The sequence below is a fragment of the Variovorax soli genome (assembly GCF_031454625.1).
Taxonomy (GTDB): domain Bacteria; phylum Pseudomonadota; class Gammaproteobacteria; order Burkholderiales; family Burkholderiaceae_C; genus Variovorax; species Variovorax soli_A.
Genome location: NZ_JAVDRF010000004.1, coordinates 36,034 through 54,633, shown reverse-complemented (window position 1 = coordinate 54,633; position 18,600 = coordinate 36,034). Strand labels below are relative to the sequence as shown.

Annotated in this window: 8 protein-coding genes; 3 read left to right on the top strand and 5 right to left on the bottom strand. The window is 69.2% G+C overall.

Annotated elements, in window-relative coordinates; translation table 11 throughout:
- Nucleotides 1–41: 41 nt before the first annotated feature.
- The 4 genes from J2739_RS10315 to J2739_RS10300 all read right to left on the bottom strand — a co-directional run bounded on the left by J2739_RS10315 (nucleotide 42) and on the right by J2739_RS10300 (nucleotide 4,390).
- On the bottom strand, nucleotides 42–1,040 hold the full coding sequence (locus J2739_RS10315) for a tripartite tricarboxylate transporter substrate-binding protein (protein ID WP_309901197.1): 999 nt from the start codon (nucleotides 1,038–1,040) through the stop codon (nucleotides 42–44).
- Nucleotides 1,037–1,717, bottom strand: coding sequence for a 3-isopropylmalate dehydratase small subunit (gene leuD, locus J2739_RS10310; RefSeq protein ID WP_309901195.1), 681 nt, complete (start codon nucleotides 1,715–1,717; stop codon nucleotides 1,037–1,039). Before leuD ends, J2739_RS10315 begins: the two co-directional genes overlap by 4 nt.
- On the bottom strand, nucleotides 1,714–3,120 hold the full coding sequence (gene leuC / locus J2739_RS10305) for a 3-isopropylmalate dehydratase large subunit (protein WP_309901193.1): 1,407 nt from the start codon (nucleotides 3,118–3,120) through the stop codon (nucleotides 1,714–1,716). The genes leuD and leuC overlap by 4 nt, the downstream gene beginning before the upstream one ends.
- A 367-nt stretch (nucleotides 3,121–3,487) precedes the next feature.
- Nucleotides 3,488–4,390, bottom strand: coding sequence for an alpha/beta fold hydrolase (locus J2739_RS10300; RefSeq protein WP_309901191.1), 903 nt, complete (start codon nucleotides 4,388–4,390; stop codon nucleotides 3,488–3,490).
- Nucleotides 4,391–4,513: 123 nt separating this feature from the next.
- On the opposite strand from J2739_RS10300, the gene J2739_RS10295 reads away from it, so the two are divergent.
- Together J2739_RS10295 and J2739_RS10290 are read left to right on the top strand one after the other, a co-directional pair.
- Nucleotides 4,514–5,437, top strand: a complete 924-nt coding sequence (locus J2739_RS10295) for a LysR family transcriptional regulator (protein WP_309901189.1) — start codon at nucleotides 4,514–4,516, stop codon at nucleotides 5,435–5,437.
- A gap of 349 nt (nucleotides 5,438–5,786) precedes the next feature.
- The gene (locus J2739_RS10290; protein ID WP_309901187.1) at nucleotides 5,787–6,323 is read left to right on the top strand and encodes a cupin domain-containing protein; all 537 of its coding nucleotides are present in this window, start codon (nucleotides 5,787–5,789) and stop codon (nucleotides 6,321–6,323) included.
- Between the two features lie 371 nt (nucleotides 6,324–6,694).
- Here J2739_RS10290 and J2739_RS10285 read toward each other — a convergent pair whose 3' ends face one another.
- On the bottom strand, nucleotides 6,695–7,246 hold the full coding sequence (locus J2739_RS10285; RefSeq protein WP_309901184.1) for a hypothetical protein: 552 nt from the start codon (nucleotides 7,244–7,246) through the stop codon (nucleotides 6,695–6,697).
- Between the two features lie 470 nt (nucleotides 7,247–7,716).
- Here J2739_RS10285 and J2739_RS10280 point away from each other — a divergent pair, with 470 nt between their 5' ends.
- Nucleotides 7,717–18,597, top strand: coding sequence for a cadherin-like domain-containing protein (locus tag J2739_RS10280; RefSeq protein ID WP_309901182.1), 10,881 nt, complete (start codon nucleotides 7,717–7,719; stop codon nucleotides 18,595–18,597).
- Nucleotides 18,598–18,600 lie beyond the last annotated feature (3 nt).

The window sequence follows — 18,600 nt, the reverse complement described above, 5'->3', positions numbered from 1 at the left end:
CATACCGTGACCAGCCCCTGCTGGGCCGCGCTTGGCGGCGACTAGTCTGCGGCTGACGCCACGGCCTTCAGTACCGGAGCCCAGCGCTGGGTCTCCTGCATCACGAATCGCTTGTGGTCTTCACGGCCCGAGCGTTCGTCCGTGACGACCACGGCGCCGAGGTCGGCTTCGCGGCGGAGGAAGTCGGGATCTCTCAGGCTGGTCTTCAACACGCCATTGAGTTTGTTCAGAATGGCCGGCGGCGTGCCTTTGGGCGCATACAGGCCGTGCCACACGGCCACGCGAAAGTCCTTTAGCCCGCCCTCGTCGAAAGTGGGCACTGCGGCCAGTTGCGGCGTGCGGATGCGCGCGGCGGTGGTCACGCCGAAGACCTTCAGCTTTCCGTTCGCGATCTGAGCGCTGGTGTTGGTAGTCTGGTCGCACATCAGGTCGACCTGCCCGCCCAGCAGGTCCGACATTGCGGGCGCCGTTCCCTTGTAGGGCACGGCCACCATGTTGCCCTTGATGGCCTGCTGGAAGAGCAGGCCGCACAGGTGCGCCGCCGAGCCCACGCCGGCATTTCCGATGGTGAGCTTGCCGGGCTCGGCCAGCACCATCCTTGTGAGTTCCGCGAGGTTCGCCACGGGCAAGTCGGGGCGCCCCACCAACGTCATGGGCACTTCGCTGATCATGCCCAGGTACTCGAAGTCTTCCAGGGGCTTGTACGCCAGCTTGCGATACAGCGCTGGCGAAGTGGCCATGGCAATGTTGTGCAGGAGCAGCGTGTACCCATCGGGCGCGGCACGCGCTACCTTGGCTGCGCCAATGTTGCCTCCGGCACCAGCCACGTTGTCGATGATGACCGTTTGCCCGCCCAAGGCTTTACGCATCGCCTCGGCGAAGTCGCGCGCGACGCGATCGGTCGGGCCGCCCGCCGTGTACGGCACGACCAGCGTGAGGGGCTTGTCGGGATACTGGGCCATCGCGCCTGTCGCCAAGGGTATCGTTGCAATCACGGAGATTGCAGGGAGCGCTCGCAACAGCAGGCGTCTGTTCTTCATTGGTTTGTCTCCAGTGTTGAATTGAAGAGGTCGAGTCGCGCCTTGGTGCGGCGCGCGACGTCGTGCGTCCAGGGCTTGTCGGCCCAATGGCGCTGTGCAAAGGCCTGGATGGCCGAGCGATGCGCGAGCGAGGCCCCGATCAGATCCAGTCCTTCGAGGAACATGGTGCGATGGCGATCCGACAGCACGAATGCATGCGTGTCTAGCGGCGAGCGCACCTCGAGGCGCCGCACGTCGATCTGCAGCTGCAGCGGCGCTTCCGCCGCGGCAGCGGCACCCAGCAGAGCGTGCACGTCGGCCTCCGGCAGCATTACCGCGAGCAGCCGGTTGTTCATGGCGTTCGAATAGAAGATTTCGCCGAAACTCGGCGCGATCACCGCCTGGATGCCGTACTCCTGTAGGCCCCACACCGCGTGCTCGCGGCTGGAGCCGCAACCGAAGTTGGCGTCCGCCACCAGGATGCGCGTGCCTGCGTAGGCGGCGCGGTTGAGCACAAACGCCTCACGCGGGCTGCCGTCGCCATGAAAGCGCAGGTCCCAAAGCAGGCCGCTCGACAAGCCCGCCTTGCCGATGCCGCGCAGGAATTGCTTCGGCATGATCTGGTCGGTGTCGAGGTTGGCAATGGGAATGGGTGCGGCGATGCCTTCGATCACGTCGTGCGTGTACTTGTCGGTCATTGCAGCGGCTCCAGTTTGCGGACGTCGGTGATGCGGCCGGTGAGGGCGGCGGCGGCGGCCATGGCCGGGCTCATGAGGTGGGTGATGGCGCCGCGCCCTTGGCGTCCCTCGAAGTTGCGGTTGGTCGTCGATGCGCAACGCGCGCCGGGCGCGAGCACGTCATCGTTCATCGCCAGGCACATGGAGCAGCCGGGCTGTCGCCATTCGAAGCCCGCGCGCACCAGCAGCGTGGCAATGCCTTCGGCCTCGGCCTGCGCGCGCACGGCACCGGAGCCCGGCACCACCATTGCCCGAACACCCGGCGCCACGTGCCGGCCTTTCACCACCTGCGCGACGGCGCGCAGATCTTCGATGCGCCCGTTGGTGCAGGAGCCGATGAACACATGCTGCACCGGGAGCCCTTCGAGCGGCGTGCCTGACGCCAGGCCGGTGTAGCGCTGTGCCCGTTCGACACTCGTGCGCTGCGCACCCTCGGCGCCCGGCACGACGCCGTCGATAGCCACCGCCTGGTCGGGGCTGGTGCCCCAGGTGACGTAAGGCGCGACCTGCGTGGCGTCGAAGCAGTGCTCCGCGTCGAAGCGGGCGCACTCGTCACTGCGCAGCGTGGCCCAGTGCGCCAGCGCGCGTTCGCGCTCGAGGCCGTCGATGTCCGGCGCGCGCGCCAACACGTAGTCGATGGCCTTCTGGTCCGGCGCAACCAGCGCGCCGCGCGCACCCGCCTCCACCGCCATGTTGCACAGCGTGAAGCGCGCCTCGACCGACAGCGCCTCGATGGCCTCGCCGCAGAACTCCACCACGAAACCGCGCGCGCCCTGGGCGCCGATGCGGCTGATGATCATCAGCACCAGGTCCTTGGCAGTGGTGCCTGCCGACAGCCGGCCATCGACGCGGATGCGCATGTCCTGCGCGAGCCGGTACACCAGGGTCTGCGTGGCCAGCACATGCTCGACCTCGGACGTGCCGATGCCGAAGCCCAGCGCGCCGAGCGCCCCGTAGGTGGTGGTGTGGCTGTCGCCGCAGATCACCACCATGCCGGGGCGGACCATGCCGTGCTCGGGCGCGATGATGTGCTCGATGCCCTGCAGCGCGTCGTTGGTGTCGAACAGCGCAATGTCATGGCGCTGGCAGTGGCGCTTCAGGCTGCTTGCCTGCAACGCCGACGCCGGGTCCTGGATCACGCGGTAGCGCGCCGGATGGGTCGGGATGATATGGCTCACGGTCGCTACGTTCTGTCCCGGCATCGCCACGCCGCGGCCCTGCTCCTGCAGGCCCGCGAAGGCCTGCGGGCTGGTGTACTCGTTCATCAGGTGAAGATCGCAGAACAGCAGCACGTTCTGCGCGTCGAGTTGCGCCACGGTGTGCGAGTCGACCAGCTTGCGGTAAAGGGTGGCCGGGGCGCTCATTGGGCAACCTCCTGCTTGACGCTGCCTTTGTCGAGTGCTGAGGTGGCGAGCCGACTTCCGTGCCCTCGTGGTGACTGCCCGCGGCGCTGGCTGCTTGACAGCCCGCATGAGTCCTGCAGCGCCCGAGGTGCCGGAAGACCGCAACGGGCCACCGGATGTAGCGCCACGCTTGACCAGCCAGAGCGCCCATCAATGAGCTTCCCGCCGCGGCTTCCGACAAGGACAGTCTTACCCCTAAGCCGTGGAGCTTGTCTATGAATCATTGCGTCTTCGTCGGTGTGGAGCAGCTCGCCGCCGAAGCCGGCGTGGTGCCCGTGACCTACGAATGGGGCAAAAGCCGCGCTGTGACCTTTCGATGGGCTTGCAATCATCCTTCTTCTCCTTGCGCGAGAAAGGGCAGCACCTTCGCGAGCAGCGCCTGCGGCGCTTCTTCCGCGATGTAGTGACCGCAGGGCAGCGCCTCGCCTTCGACCTGTCGCGCCACGCGGCGCCACTCGTCGAGCGGCTTGAAGCAGCGATGCACCACGCCATGCTCGCCCCACAGGGCCAGCAGCGGCGGCTGCAACAGGCGAACGGCGTCGCGGTCGGCCTGGTCATGGACCAGGTCGATGCTGGCCGATGCTCGATAGTCCTCGCACAGGCCGTGCGCCGCGCCCGGCAATGCCAGGCAGCGCTGGTACTCCGCCAGTGCGCGCGGATCGAACGGCGCCAGGCCCGCGCTGCGCCGGCCCATCACCTCGCACACGTAGGCGGCGGGGTCGGCCTCGATAAGGCGCTCTGGCAGAGGCGCTGGCTGGATCAGGAAGAACCAGTGCCAGTAGGCACGCGCAAAGGCATCAGTGGTCTGCGCGTACATGCTCAGCGTCGGCGCGATGTCGAGGAGCACCAGGCGACGCACGGCCTCCGGGTGGTCCATGGCCAGGCGATGCGCCACCCGCGCGCCGCGGTCGTGCGCGAGCACGTCGAAGCGCGCATGCCCGAGGTGGCGCATCAGCGCCAGCTGATCCGCGGCGAGGGCGCGCTTGGAATAGTTGCCGTGATCGGCATCGCCGGCCGGCTTCGACGCATCGCCATAACCGCGCAGGTCTGCCGCGACCACCGTGAAGTGCTCGGCCAGCACTGGTGCCACGCGGTGCCAGATGGCGTGCGTCTGCGGGTGGCCGTGCAACAGGAGCAATGGCGCGCCGCGGCCGCCGACGACTGCCGGAATGACGATGCCGCGACCTGCCTCGACGTGGTGCCGCTCGAAGCCGGGAAAGAGCTCATTCATGGGGTGTCTTTCGATGTCTCGCCAAGGTGCTGTGCCGCTGCGATGGATCGTAGTTAGTTCCTCTCGCGCCACAAAGTCGCCCAAGGCAATTGATTCTTTCTCCTGGCGACTTAATATCTGACGATGGACTCGCTCTCGGACCTTTCCTTTTTCGCCGTGCTCATGAAGCAGGGCAGCCTCAGTTCCGCCGCGCAAGAGCTGGGCATCACGCCGCCTTCGGTCAGCAAGCGCCTAGCCGCGCTGGAGACGCGCCTGGGCGTGCGCTTGCTCAATCGAACTACGCGGCGCATCAGCCTCACGCCCGAAGGCGAGACTTACCTGACCGAAGGCGCGCGCGTGCTCGAGGCGCTCGACGCGGTGGAGCGCGCGGTCTCGGGCGCCAAGGTGGTGCCGCGCGGGTTGCTCAAGGTCAGCGCCACCCTGGGCTTCGGGCGGCGCTTCATCGCGCCGGCGCTGTCGAAGTTCGCGCGCGCCTTTCCCGATGTGGAGGTGCAACTGCACCTCACCGACCGGCCGGTGAATCTGGTGGAGCAGGGCTTCGACCTGTCGGTGCGCATCGGCACCCTGCCCGATGCGCGGCTGACGGCGCGCAAGCTCGCCTCGAATGCACGCGTGCTATGTGCGTCGCCGCGCTATCTGGCCAAGGCCGGCGAGCCCGCACACCCGCGCGAATTGCCGCAGCACCATTGCCTGTTCATCCGCGAGGGTGACGAGGCCTTCGGCTCATGGCACCTGCGCTCCGGCGGAAAGCAGGAGACGGTGAAAGTGCGCGGCGCGCTGAGCAGCAACGACGGCGAGTGCGCGCTGGCCTGGGCGCTCGACGGGCACGGCATCCTGATGCGTTCGCGGTGGGACGCCGCGCCCTACCTGCGCTCGGGGCGGCTGCGGCAGGTGCTGGGCGGCTGGGCGCCGCCGCCGGCGGATATCTTCATGGTCTTCCAGACCAAGGCAAATCTGTCGGCCAAGACCCGCGCGCTGGTCGAGTTCCTGCATGACGGCTTTGCGGCGCACCGTGAAGGCGTCGACGCCGACGATTCGCCGTGGTGACGCAGCACCCGCCACGGGACGCCGGGCGCTTCTCTCACCAAGCATTCAGGTCCTTCGCTGTGTCTGAGAAACTTGGACGTCGGATGCACCAGATCAATGATTTGAACCGCGTTCCAAAGTGTGGCTTGACACTGCGTCTCTCGGCGCAACGAGACCACCGATTCCGGCATCGTGACCGGCACTCCATTCCCGGCGGGCCTTCTACCCTCGACGATCTTTGCCATCGAGCAGCAGAATGCCCAAGCTACGAATCTCTCTACGGCGTACTTCTCGAGACCGACGGCAGCTTGACCTCTTCCCGCCAGAAGAGTAGACATGACACGAGGCCTTTTGGCCATCAGGAGGTTCCATGCTGCAAACTGCGCTTCTACGGGATCAAACGACGCTTCGCACGCCAGTTCGATTTTCTTGGCGACTGGCACTTTTGGCCGCCGCTTCGGCATTTCTCGCGCTACCTGCCGCGCTTGCCGCCAACGAGCAGGCCAACATGACGATGATCGACCCTGGGGCCATCCAATGGAGCGATGCGCCGCCCTCTATGCCAAAGGGCGCTAAGTTGGCCGTGCTTTCCGGGGATCCATCCAAGGAGGGGCCCTTCGTCATGCGTTTGAAGACGCCGGCCAACTACAGGATCGCGCCGCACACCCATTCACAGGCAGAACAGCTGACAGTGATTTCGGGGACGCTCTACCTCGGCATGGGCGAGAAGGTCGACAAAGCACAGGAGCACGCGCTCAAGGCTGGCGGTTTCCACTCGCTGCCCGCCAAGACGCCCCACTACGCGTTCACGAAGGTGCCGACAGTGGTCCAGGTGAACGGCAATGGCCCCTTCGACATCATTTACTTGAGCCCTGCAGACAATCCTGACCAATCGAAAAAGCAGTAGCTGCTCGCCTAGGATGGCGGCACCGAGGTGAAAAGATGCGCACCTGCGCAATGGACCTCGGCGCCCGACAAAAGTGGGACGCTCACAAGTGCCAATCGCTACACTCCGGATTCTCGGCTGATTTAGCCGGCACATCAGCGTCAGTCGCTGCTGGGCACAAGGGCGCACCGCCGATGCGCGCGCCCCTTTCCCAAATCTCTTCCTGGCCTTCGACGACCTCCTGCGCCGGCCCCGACGCTGCTTACCTGTCGCCGCGGCCATCCTCGAAGCAGCCGACCTTCAGCAGCCGATCGAGCGCCGCCTGGCGCGCCCTGCAGGCCGGACGGCAGGCAAGCACGTGGTGACTGCGGCCAGCGCCGCTGCGTGAACGCTCAGGGCGAGCGGGGCGAGACCGGTGGCTTCTGTCTCTCCGGCGCGTCGACGTTGCCGCCGCGCGAGAATGCGCCCGCTTTGTTGGCCGCGCGGTTCGTGGCCCGGCGCTTGGCGGTTGCGGCCCGGCGCTCTTCGCTGGAGACCTTGACCTCTGGCTCGGGCTTGCTGACGCCTTCGCCGATCTGCGGGCCGCGTGCGGCTTCTGCACCCTCAGCCTTGCGCTCGTTCCGCGCAGCAGCGCGTTGCGTCGCGCTCGTCTTGGGCGCGGGCCGTGCCTTCGCTTGCGCGGGGTCCGCCTCGCCGCCTTGGCCAAAGGCGGTCGTAGCCATCATCGAGGCCAGGGCCATGCCTATCGTAAGAACCAGCTTTCTCATGAAGACCTCCTGCAAGTTGTTGGTCGCCCGCAAGCGCGGGCAAGCCACATGGTGGCAGGCGCCGTCGTGCCCGACAGTGGTGGCGACCCTACCCAGCAACTCGCTGGGGCGTGACATTCCTTCCAGTCTCGCAGCACTCAGCTCGGCGACGGCGGCGCCGAACAGCGGACCGCCCATTGCCGGCGCTGGCGGTGCCGGTCGCGATCCGCTGATTGCACCGCATCGCAGTCGTAGCGCTTTCGTGCCATTTGCCCGTGGCGGGGCGCGTCAGGTTCGCGGGCTCTGACGCCCTCGCGATCTGCCACTGACGTGCGTCTTGCCGGTGGTGAACCTGCGGCCGCCGAGGGCTACGGCATTGCGCGGCATTTGTCAGCAAATGAGGCGCATTGTTGTTAAGCGCCTACATACATCGCGTAACATTCATTAGCAACACATACGATCGCACCCCTCTGCGCCGCTGCCGAGAAGGCATCACGTGCGCTCTCAGGGTTGGAAACGCTCCGACGACGGCGAAGCCCGCGGAGTTGCACTTCGTGTGATCTCGCTTGCATCCATACCCGTCCCGAATCCGCTTCGTCACGACCGTCGCGTCGTGCACAACGAAGGCTTCGCGCGTGCCATCGCCTCCCGAAAGCTGAAAGCCCCTCATGCCAGATCCCAAGGTCGATTTTCTACGTCCGCGCACGCATCGTTTCGCCCTGGAGAGCCGCCAGCTGTTCGACGGCGCCGCCTTCGTCGAAGCAGCCACGCATGCAGCCGAGGCCCCCCAGGCCGGCAGCGCTCCGGCCGAGGCGCAGCACCACGCGGAGCTGCCGCAGCCGGCGCCGCAACAGCGCGACCGGGTTGCCACCGAATCGGCTCCGATGCCGGAGTCCGCGGCGGCGGCGCCGCACGAGGTGTACGTCGTCGACCAGAACGTGACCGACTGGCAGCAGCTCGCCGCCGCCGTGCCCGCGGGTGCCGAGCTGATCCTGCTGGACACCGGTTCTTCCGGCGTGCAGCAGCTCGCCGACGCGCTCAGGGGCCAAACCGGCATCACCGCGCTGCACATCCTGAGCCATGGCAGCGCGGGCGAAATCACGCTCGGCAACGAGCAGGTGGATACCGCCAGCCTTGACCGCTCCGCCGAACTGTGGAGAACGATCGGCGCGAGCCTCACCGCCGACGGCGACATCCTGCTCTACGGCTGCGACGTGGCCGCCGATGGGGCGCAGTTCTCCCAGGCGCTCGGCAACCTGACCGGCGCAGACGTGGCATCGTCCACGGATGCCACAGGCGCTGCCGCGCGCGGCGCGAACTGGACCCTCGAATCCGCCAGTGGCCGCATCGAGGCGCGCAGCTTCGCCGACGCGGATTTCGACGGCGTCATGGCCGCGCCCACGGTCGCCACCACCGCCACGCGCCTGGTGGTGGCGGAGCCGAGCAGCCTCAACGCGCCGGGGGCCGACCGCGCGACCCTGAGCGGCTGGACCATCACCGACGACGGCTCCGGCAACGTGACCGTCACCGTGGTGGTGGAAGACACGGCGAAGGGCGCGCTGTCCTCGGCCAGCACCACCGGCGTGACGGGCATCGCCGGCGGCTACAGCTTCACCGGCAGCGTGGCGGCCGCCAGCGCCTGGGTCAACCAGCTGGTGTTCACCTCGGCCGACACAGAGCTCGGCACCACCGCGGCCAGCACCCGGATCGTCGTGACCGTCACCGATTCGGAAGCGCCGGCCCTGACGGCGACGCACGCCCTCGACGTGACGGTGACCCCGTCGAACGACCCCGTGGCCGTCGCCGATGCGGCGCAGTCCGTCAACGAGATCGGCAGCACCGTGCTGACCGTCGCGACGCTGAACGCGCTCGATCCCGAAGTGACGCTCGGCACGCAGGTTCCGAGCCAGGTGGTGTACGCCCTCACCGCGGATACGGCGCACGGCTACCTGTCGCTCAACGGAGCGCGCCTGGGCATCGGCGCGGTGTTCACGCAGCAGGACGTGATCGACGGCCACGTGCTGTACGTCCACACCGCCACGGGCGCGGACCAGAACACGCAGGACGGCTTCGCCGTCCAGATCAACGACGGCGCGACGCCATCGAGCCGCTCGGACACGGCCACGATCACGCTGGACGTCACGCCATTCAATCAGGGGCCGACCGTGAGCGGCTCGGGCGTCGTTCTCGAAGGCCAGCCCGCCAACGCACTCGATCCCAACGGCAATCCGGCGTCGGTGGTCGGCAACTTCATCGTCGCGCAAGGCGGCGGCGACGATGCAGACACGGCGCTCACCGTGCGGCTGACAGCCTTGCCCAGCGACGGCACGCTGTTCTTCAGCGGGACGGTCACCATCGGGGGCGTGTCGCAGACCGTCAGCAATCGCGCCGTGACGCAGGCCGACATCGACGCCGGCTTCGTTTTCACCTACGGCGCGCGTGGCGGCCTGACCTACGCCAATTCCGGCAACCGCGACACCAATCCCGCGACGCCCTATCCCTACGCCGACGGCTTCGGCGTGGCGGTGAGCGACGCCGGCGGCGGCGCCGGCGCCGGCGCGGTGCAGACCACCAACGCGACCATCGCACTGACCATCCAGCCCACCGACGACGATCCGACGCTGGATCCGGCGAGCACCCGGGAGGCCACTGTCACCGCCGCCGGCGGTGTTGGCGGCCCCTACACGGTCACCCTGACCGAGGCGATGCTGAACGCCTTCGACGTCGATTCGAGCGACGATCGCCTGACCATCGCCGTGACCTCGCAGGCATTGCTCGACCAAGGCCGCCTGCTGCTCAACGGCCAGGTGCTGCCCAACGGCGGCACCTTCACCGTGGCCGACGTCAAGGCGGGTCGCGTGCAGTACGTGCAGCAGGCCGGTGCGGGAGCGAACCAGACGGACAGCTTCCAGTTCCAGGTGCGCGACAACACCACCAGCGTGCGCTGGAATGCGGACGGTACGCGCACCCAGCGCGACGGCGGCGACTACGACGACAGCGGCACGCCCGGCAACTACAACGACGACAGCCTGCGCAGCTTCAGCTTCACCTTCCACCTGGCGGAGACGCCCACGGGCAACGGCGGCAGCTTCCCGCCCCTCGACAACGCTACCACGCACGCCGATTCCAACTACGCCGGCACCAACGTCAGCGGCATCTCGCGCGGAAGCCTGAGCGAGGGCGGCACCATCGTCCTGGCCGGCACCGGCAGCGACTTCAGCGTTACGCCGGGCCTGAGCTACACGGCCGACGGCGTGCCCCCGGAGCAGGTGGTCTACACCATCCTCGGCTTCGACGGCGTGAGCGGTGGCGCATGGAACGGCACGCTGCAGCGCTTCAACGGCACGAGCTGGGTGGCCATGGGGGTGTACGACACCTTCACCCAGGCCGACCTCGATGCCGGCAGCATCCGCTTCCAGCACAACGGCGACAGTGAAGACTTCGAATCCAGCGTGCGACTGTCCGCATCGGCGGGCGTGCTGGTCGACGACGGCGCGGGCGGGCTCACCTCCGATGCGTGGGAGACCAGCTTCGCCTTCTTCATCACGCCGGTCAATGACGCGCCGGTCACGGTCGGTTCGTCCAACACGGTCATTCCTGAAGGTGGCACGGCCTACATCACGACCGGGCAGTTGCAGATCAGCGATCGGGACGATGCCGCCAGCGAAAGCTACCTCGAGAGCTCCGCCGCGGTGCCGGGGGGCGGCAACAACTATGCCTTCGACAACGCCGCCAGCGGGGGGGGCGCGCTGCAGTTCGAGGTCCTGTCGCTGCCGCCGGGCGGCACGCTGCAGTACTCGACCGATGGTGGCGCCAGCTGGCTCAACGTCACTGCGGGCCAGTTCATCGACGCGGCGCTGATCACCGGCACGGCCGGCACCACCGGGCTGCGCTTCGTGAACGACGGCTCGGAGCTGCGCAACACCGGCTTCGACGTGCGCGCGGTCGATCGCTGGGGCGCCACCTCGAACACGGCGACCATCGGCATCCAGATCACCAACCTCAACGATGCGCCGCAGATCGCGCCGGATCCGACGCAGGCCGATCCCGCGACCTCGGTCAACAACCCGCTGACGGTGGCGGAGGGGGGCTATGCGCAGATCTCCACGTCCATGCTCTCGGCATTCGATCCGGACAGCAGCACGACGCAGGTGCAATACACCATCACCGGCGCCACGGCACACGGCAGCATCGCCTACTCGACCAACGGCGTCACCTTCCTGCGGCTGGGCGTCGGCTCCTCCTTCTCGGAGGCCGACGTGCGCGCAGGGCGCATCTATTACCTGCATGGGGGCGACGAGTCGACCGGCGCCACCTATCCGGGCGCGCCAAGCGATTCGTTCACCTTCAGCCTGGGCGATGGCGACAAGGAGCAGCCGGGCAACCAGTTCTGGATCTACGTGACGCCGGCCAACGATGCGCCGGTCGTGACGGCGCCGGCCGGCCCGGTCGAGGTCGACAGCGCGAATGGTGCCAACAATCCGGTGCCGGGCTTCAGCGTGGCCGACTCCGACATGGACACGGCGACCGCCGGCGAGAGCGACTTCGTGCAGGTCACGGTGCGCCTGCTGGACGCGGACGGCAACGCCTTGGGCGCCGGCGCCTACGCCGGCGTCACCATCGGCTCGACCTCGCTCGGCGGCGTGACGGTCGACGGCGACAAGAACGGCGCCGGCGACTTCCTGACCCTGCGCGGCACCCGCGCGCAAGTCAACGCGGCCCTGGCCGGCCTCAACGTGAGCTTCGGCGACGACCGCGATGCCGTCTACCAGGTGCAGGTCATCGCCGACGACCGGCTGCGCGATGCGGCCGGCGCGCTGCTGGACACCGATTCAGGCACCGGCGGCGTTCAGCCTGGCGCCAACGGCGGTCCGATGAACGAATCCGACCCGCAGGGCACGGCGGGCATCGCGATCCCCGCGACCGAGTACGACTGGTACAGCGCGACGGTGCCGACCGCGGGTGCCATCGCGGGCAACCTGTCTGCCGCCTCGGTGCGCATCTATGCCTCCAGCGAGAACGACCCCGCCACGCTGGGCGCTGCGACCAGCGCGAACGTGCTCGAGGACCAGGCCAGCTACATCGGTGGCAGCTTCGTCGTCGCCGACCCGGAGTCGGCCGCCTTCGACACGCCGATCACGCTGCGGCTGTCGGTGCCCAGCGGCACGCTCGGCATCGGTGGTGCCGGCGTGCAGGGCAGCGCCACGCCGGCCGGCGGCCAGGCCGTCACGATCACCGGCGACAACACCGGCCTGCTCGTCCTCACCGGCCGCGCCAGCGACATCGAGGCGCTGCTCAACAGTGGCGCAGGCACGGGCCTCACCTACCGCAGCGCGGCCAATGTCAATCACGACAGCAACGGCGGCGCTGCCGGCGATGTGACGCTCACCGTGTCCTTCGACGACGCGGGCTCGCGCATCGGCGACGACGTCGGCGCCGGCAGCGTCGCCAACAATGCGCCGGACGTGACCGTGGCCTTGACCATCGCGCCGGTGAATGACGCACCCACGGTGTCGCTCGGCGGCGGCGTCACGCCGACCACGCCGCTGGTCCTGACCGGCGGCGCCACGCCCACGTCGGTGCCCGGCTTCACGGTCGGCGACGTCGACGTCGACGGCGACATCGCAGGCAACGGCGCCGCGTCTGACGTGAGCGATGGCGAGACGGACTTCCTGCAGGTGACGATTCGGATCACCGATGCCGACGGCAACGCATTGCCCGCGACTTCCTACGACGGCACCAACGGCGAGGTCACCATCACTTCGAGCAACGCCGGCACGTCCGGCGTGGCGATCGATGGCGCCTTCGACGGCACCGGCAGTGCACTGGTGATCAGCGGCACCCGCGCTCAGGTGCAGGCCTACCTGGACGGCCTGGCTGTCGCGCTCACCGGCGTCCTGGCCAATGGCGACGTGGTGTACCGCGTCGAGGTCATCGCCGACGACCGCGTGCGCGACGGCGGCGGCGTGGTGACCGGTGCCAACGGCGGCCAGAACGACAACGCCGGCAACGGCACCGTCGTGCCGCCCGCGACCGCGATCGATCCCTACGCGGCCACGCCCGGCGGACTCGCGAGCAATGTCGCCTCGACCTACCGCACGCTGTTCCCGTCGTCGATCAACGATCCGGCGCAGATCGCGGCCGGCAACCTGAACGCCGGGGAGGGCAGCGGCAGCGTCACGATCACGGGCATCACGGTGACCGACCAGGACGCCCTGGAGACCAGCATCCTGAGCACCACCGTGTCGGTGCCCGCGGGCTTCACGATCACCGGCATCGGCTCCGGCAGCGGCGGCAGCGCGGTGATCGCGGGCGACGGCCTGTCGGTCACCATCACCGGCACGCTGGCCGAGATCAACAGCCGCGTCAACACCATCGCCGTGCAGTTGCCCGATGCGCTGGGTGCCGCCGGGCGCCCGGACTGGAATGGCTCCTTCACGGTCACTGTCGTGGTCGACGACGAGGGCAACACCGGCGGCCGGCCGGCCACCCTGGCACCCGGCGACAACAGCACCACGGGCACCTTCGCCTACCAGGATGGCGTGGCCGCCGACCTCGTCACCACGCGCAGCTTCAGCTTCACGGTCGGCCCGCTCAACGACGCGCCGGTGGTGGTCAACGGCAATGCCGAAACCCTGCCGGTCGTCAGCGAGGACGCCGGCAACGCGGCAGCCGGCAGCACGGTCGCGGCACTGTTCGGCAGCCACTTCGGCGATGCGGCCGACCTGATCGACAACAGCGGCACCGGCGCGACAGGCGGCAGCACGTCCGACGGTTTCTTCGGCGTGGCGATCAGCGGCCTCGCGCCCAATCCCGCGCAGGGCGAGTGGCAATACTCGCTGGACGGCACGACCTGGACCGCCGTCGGCGCGCGCAGCGACGCGAATGCGCTGGTGCTCGCGGCGGGCGCGCAGCTGCGCTTCGTGCCGGCCGCCGATTTCCATGGCACACCCAACACCCTCACGGTGCGCCTGGTCGAGACCGATGCCAACGCCGACAGCGCCACGCCCGACCCGGTCTCCGGCTCGAGCGTGAACGTGGCCGCGGCCGGCAACGGCGGCACGACCCTCTACAGCGCGGCCACCGTCGTGCTGTCCACCAGCGTGGCCAACGTCAACGACCGGCCGACAGCCACCGACGCCGTGCTCGCTGCCGGCGTGGAGGACCAGCAGGGACAGCCCGCGCCGGCGGCGAGCGCCGCCAGCCTGTTCGGCGGCACGGGCTACAGCGACGCCACCGACGATCGGACCGCCATCGCCGGCGGCGGCAATGCAGCCACGGCCTTCGGCGGCATTGCCATCGTCGGCAACGCCGCCATCGCGGCAGAGGGCAGCTGGCAATACTCGACCGACAACGGCGCCAGCTGGACCGCCGTCCCGGCCGGCGCTTCCGACAGCAATGCGATCCTGCTGCCGCCCGACGCGCAGCTGCGCTTCGTGCCTGCGGCCAACTACAACGGCACGCCCGGCACCTTGACCGTGCGTGTGTCCGACGCCCCCGTGGGTGCGGGCGCCGGCGACATCGGCGCCGCGGTCGGCGACGCCGCCAGCCAGTGGTCCGCCACCCACACGCTGTCCACCAGCGTGGCGCCGCGCAACGACGCACCGGTCCTCGCCGGAACCCCGACCAACGCCAGCGCGGTCGAGAACGGGCAGACCGGCAGCGGCGACAGCATTCCGCCGGTGGCGCTGCTCAGCGGTGCCGGCGTGGCCGATCTCGACCTCGCCAGTACCCCCGGCCTGGCGGCCGGCATCTTCGGCGCGGGCCGCATCACGGTCAGTCTCGACGGCTACCGGCCGGGCGACCTGTTGCTCGTCGATGGCGCACTTCCGCCCGGCGTGTCGATCTCCGGCGGCAACGGCGCCCCGCTGGTCGTGCAGTTCCATGCCGACACCACGCTGGCCGAAGTGCAGGGCGTGCTGAACGCGCTCTCGTACCGCAGCACCAGCGACAGCCCGAGCAACTTCGGCGCCGACCCCGACCGCGTCTACACCATCGTCGTCAACGACGGCAACAACATGCAGGCGGGCGGCGATGCCGGCGGCCCCGCGCTCGACAGCAACGTGCTCACGGGCACGCTCACCATCGTGGCCGCCAACGACCCGCCCACGGCCAACGACGACACGCACAGCATCGCCGAGGACTCGGTCTCGGTCAGCGCCAACGTCATCACCGGACGCCTGCCCGGACAGGGCGATACCGACCCCGACGATCTGGTGCTGACCGTGAGCGCCGTGCGCACCGGCACCGAGGCCGGCACCGGCACCGCGGGCAGCGTGGGCAACCCGCTGGCGGGCAGCTACGGCAGCGTCGTCTTCCAGACCGACGGCAGCTACAGCTACACGCTGAACAATGCCGATCCGCGGGTGCAGGCGCTGACGGCCGGCGAGACGCTGACCGAGGTCTACACCTACACCATCTCCGATGGCGCGGGCGGCACCGACGCCGCCCAGCTCACGATCACGATCACCGGCGCCGCCGATGGCAGCCCGGCCGACGACCTGCCCACCATCGTGGCGAGCGACCACAACGGCGCCGCCACCGGGAACCTCAGCGTGAACGAGGCCGGTCTCACCGGCGCCAGCGACACCAGCGAAACGGCGGACAGCACCTTCGCGATCAGCGCCGCCGACGGCCTGAGCGGCATCACCGTCAACGGCACCACCCTGAGCCTTGCGCAGCTGCAGGCCGCCACTCCCGGCGTGCCGCTGACCATCACGACCGCCGACGGCGTGCTCGAGATCACCGGCTTCACTCCGACCGGCATGGCCGCCGGCCTGACGACCGCCGGCGAGGTCAGCTACACCTACACGCTGCTGCAGCCGCAGGACCACAGCGGCGGCGAGGTCACCGATCCGTTCGCGCTGACCGTGATCGACCGCGACGGCGATGTCGCCAACGGCACGCTCACGGTGCTGATCGCCGACGACGTGCCGCTGGCGGCCAACGACGCGAACAGCATCGGCGAAGGCGCCTCGACGAACACGGTCGAGGGCGACCTGAAGATCAACGACCGGAACGGCGCCGACGACGGCAACGGCGTGCCGCTCACCTCGGTGAACTTCGGCGCCACGCCGGGCACCCTGGGCAGTCCGCTCGCCACCGCCTACGGCAGCATCGTCGTCCATGCCGACGGTACCTACACCTACACGCTCGACAACGACAACCCCGTCGTCAACGCACTCAAAGACGGCGACACGCTGACCGAGACCCTGAGCTACACCATCGTCGACGCCGACGGCGACACCTCGACCGCCACGCTGACCCTCACCATCAACGGCCGGACGGATGCCGGCGCTCCGTCGATCGTCCCGGTCGATGGCAACGGCGCCGCGAGCGGCCAGGCCGAGGTCCACGAAAGCGGTCTGACCGATGGCCCCGGGGGCACCGACCCGCGCGAGACCAGTGGCGGCACCATCGCCATCGGCGCGGCCGACGGCCTGGTCTCGGTCACGGTCGGCGGCACCACGCTGACGGTGGCGCAGCTGCAGGCGCTCGGCACCACGCCGGCCCGGATCGACACCGGCGAGGGCACGCTCGTGCTCACCGGCTTCACGGCCACCAGCTCGGTCGGCGGCGTGCCGACGGCCGGCGAGCTGAGCTACACCTACACGCTCAAGAACCCGATCGGCCAGCCCGGCGCCCCGGAGAGCTTCGATGCCGTTGCGCTGCAGGTCAGGGATGCGGGCGGCGCCTCGAGCACCGGCACGCTGCAGGTGCGCATCGTCGACGACGTGCCGCTGGCAACCGGCGACGGGGCCAGCATCACCGAAGACGCGACGCCGAATACGGTGAGCGGCGACGTGAAGGCCAACGATGCCAACGGCGCGGACGATGCGAACGGCGTGCCGGTCACCGGCGTGCATTTCGGCAGCACGGGCGGCAGCGTGGGCAGCCCACTCACGACCGCCTACGGCAGCATCGTCGTCAACGCGGACGGCAGCTATACCTACACGCTCGACAATGCGAGCCCCGCCGTCCAGCATCTGCTGCCGGGCGAGACGCTGACCGAGGCAGTGAACTACACCATCACCGATGCCGACGGCGACAGCTCGACGGCCACGATCACCATCACCATCCGCGGTGCCGACGACGGCGTGGCGCTGGCGCTCGAAGACGGCAACGGCCCCGCCGGCACCGGTGAGGCGAGCGTCAACGAGCGCGGGCTCGGCGACGGCGGCGATGCGAGCGAGACCACCACCGGCCGCTTCGTGGTCCGCACGCCCGATGGTCTCGGCAGCATCGAGGTCGGCGGCACGACCGTGACGCCGGCGCAGCTGGCCGGCCTGGGCACCACGCCGCTCACCCTCCTGACCGACAAGGGGCTGCTGACCCTGACCGGCTACGACCCGGCGACCGGCGCCGTCAACTACAGCTACACGCTGACGGGCCGGCAGACGCATGAAGGCGGCGAGGTGACCGACGACATCGCCATCGTCGTGCGAGACCGCGACGGCGACAGCAGCGCGGGCACGCTGCGGGTGCTGGTGATCGATGACGTGCCGACCGCACGCGACGATGCCGCATCAGTCAATACCGAGCGCCCGGGTACCTCCACCGTCGGCGGCAACGTGTTCGGACCCGGCGGGCGCGGGCCGGGCGACGTCAGCGACCGCATCGACGCCGATGTCGTGGCCGAGCCCGTGACCGGCTTCTCCTTCGAGGGCCGGCCGGGCGTGATCGGCGGCGCGCCGCTCGCCGGCGCCTACGGCAGTCTGCGCATGAATGCAGACGGCAGCTACAGCTACGCGGTGGACGCCAATAACTCGCGCGTGGCCTCGCTCGGCGATGGCCAGACGCTAACCGAGGTGTTCAGCTACACGATCACCGACGCGGACGGCAGCACCAGCACGGCCCGGCTGGTGGTGACGATCCGCGGTGCCTCTCAGTTCCGCCCGCTGGCGGGTGACCGGATTTTCCCGATCGAGTACCCGGCTCAGCAGCGCTCGATCACGCAGGGCATGGCGCCCGCGCTCTACGTGCAGTTCTCCGTGCACGAATCGCAGCGCGTCAGCCAGGAAGCGCTGGCCTCCGTCGCCGCACGCGTGGCGGGCGGCGCGTCGTACGGCGCCTTCGACCAGGGCGAGCCGTTCGGTATCGGGCAGGACATGAGCAACGTCCAGCACGTGAGCCGCGATGGCGTCTCGTCCTCCCTGCGTTTGCTGGAGGACCTGCGCCAGTCGCTGGCGCTGCGTGGACTGGGCGCCGGTTTGCCGGATGGCAGCAACGCGCTGTTCGGCGACTTTCCGGGCTTCGCCGCGCCCGAGGATCAACCCGAGCCGCCTTCGCCGCGCGCCGGCGAGCGGATCGTGGTGCCGGGGGCGAAGACCTCGGCCGCGCCGCTCGACGAGCGCGCGCAGCAGGCGGAAGCGATCCGGCTGCCGGCGATGCCCGACCTCGCAGGCGTTTCGGCGCGGCCGGCCGACGCCGCGCGATCCTTTTCCGTCCGACTCGCCGCCAGCGCCGCCGAACGCGGCACCGTGCGCGACGTCGTGCGCCTGCAGCAGCGCGAGGTGCCGCGCGTCAAGGTACCGCAGGCCCGCTCCTGACCG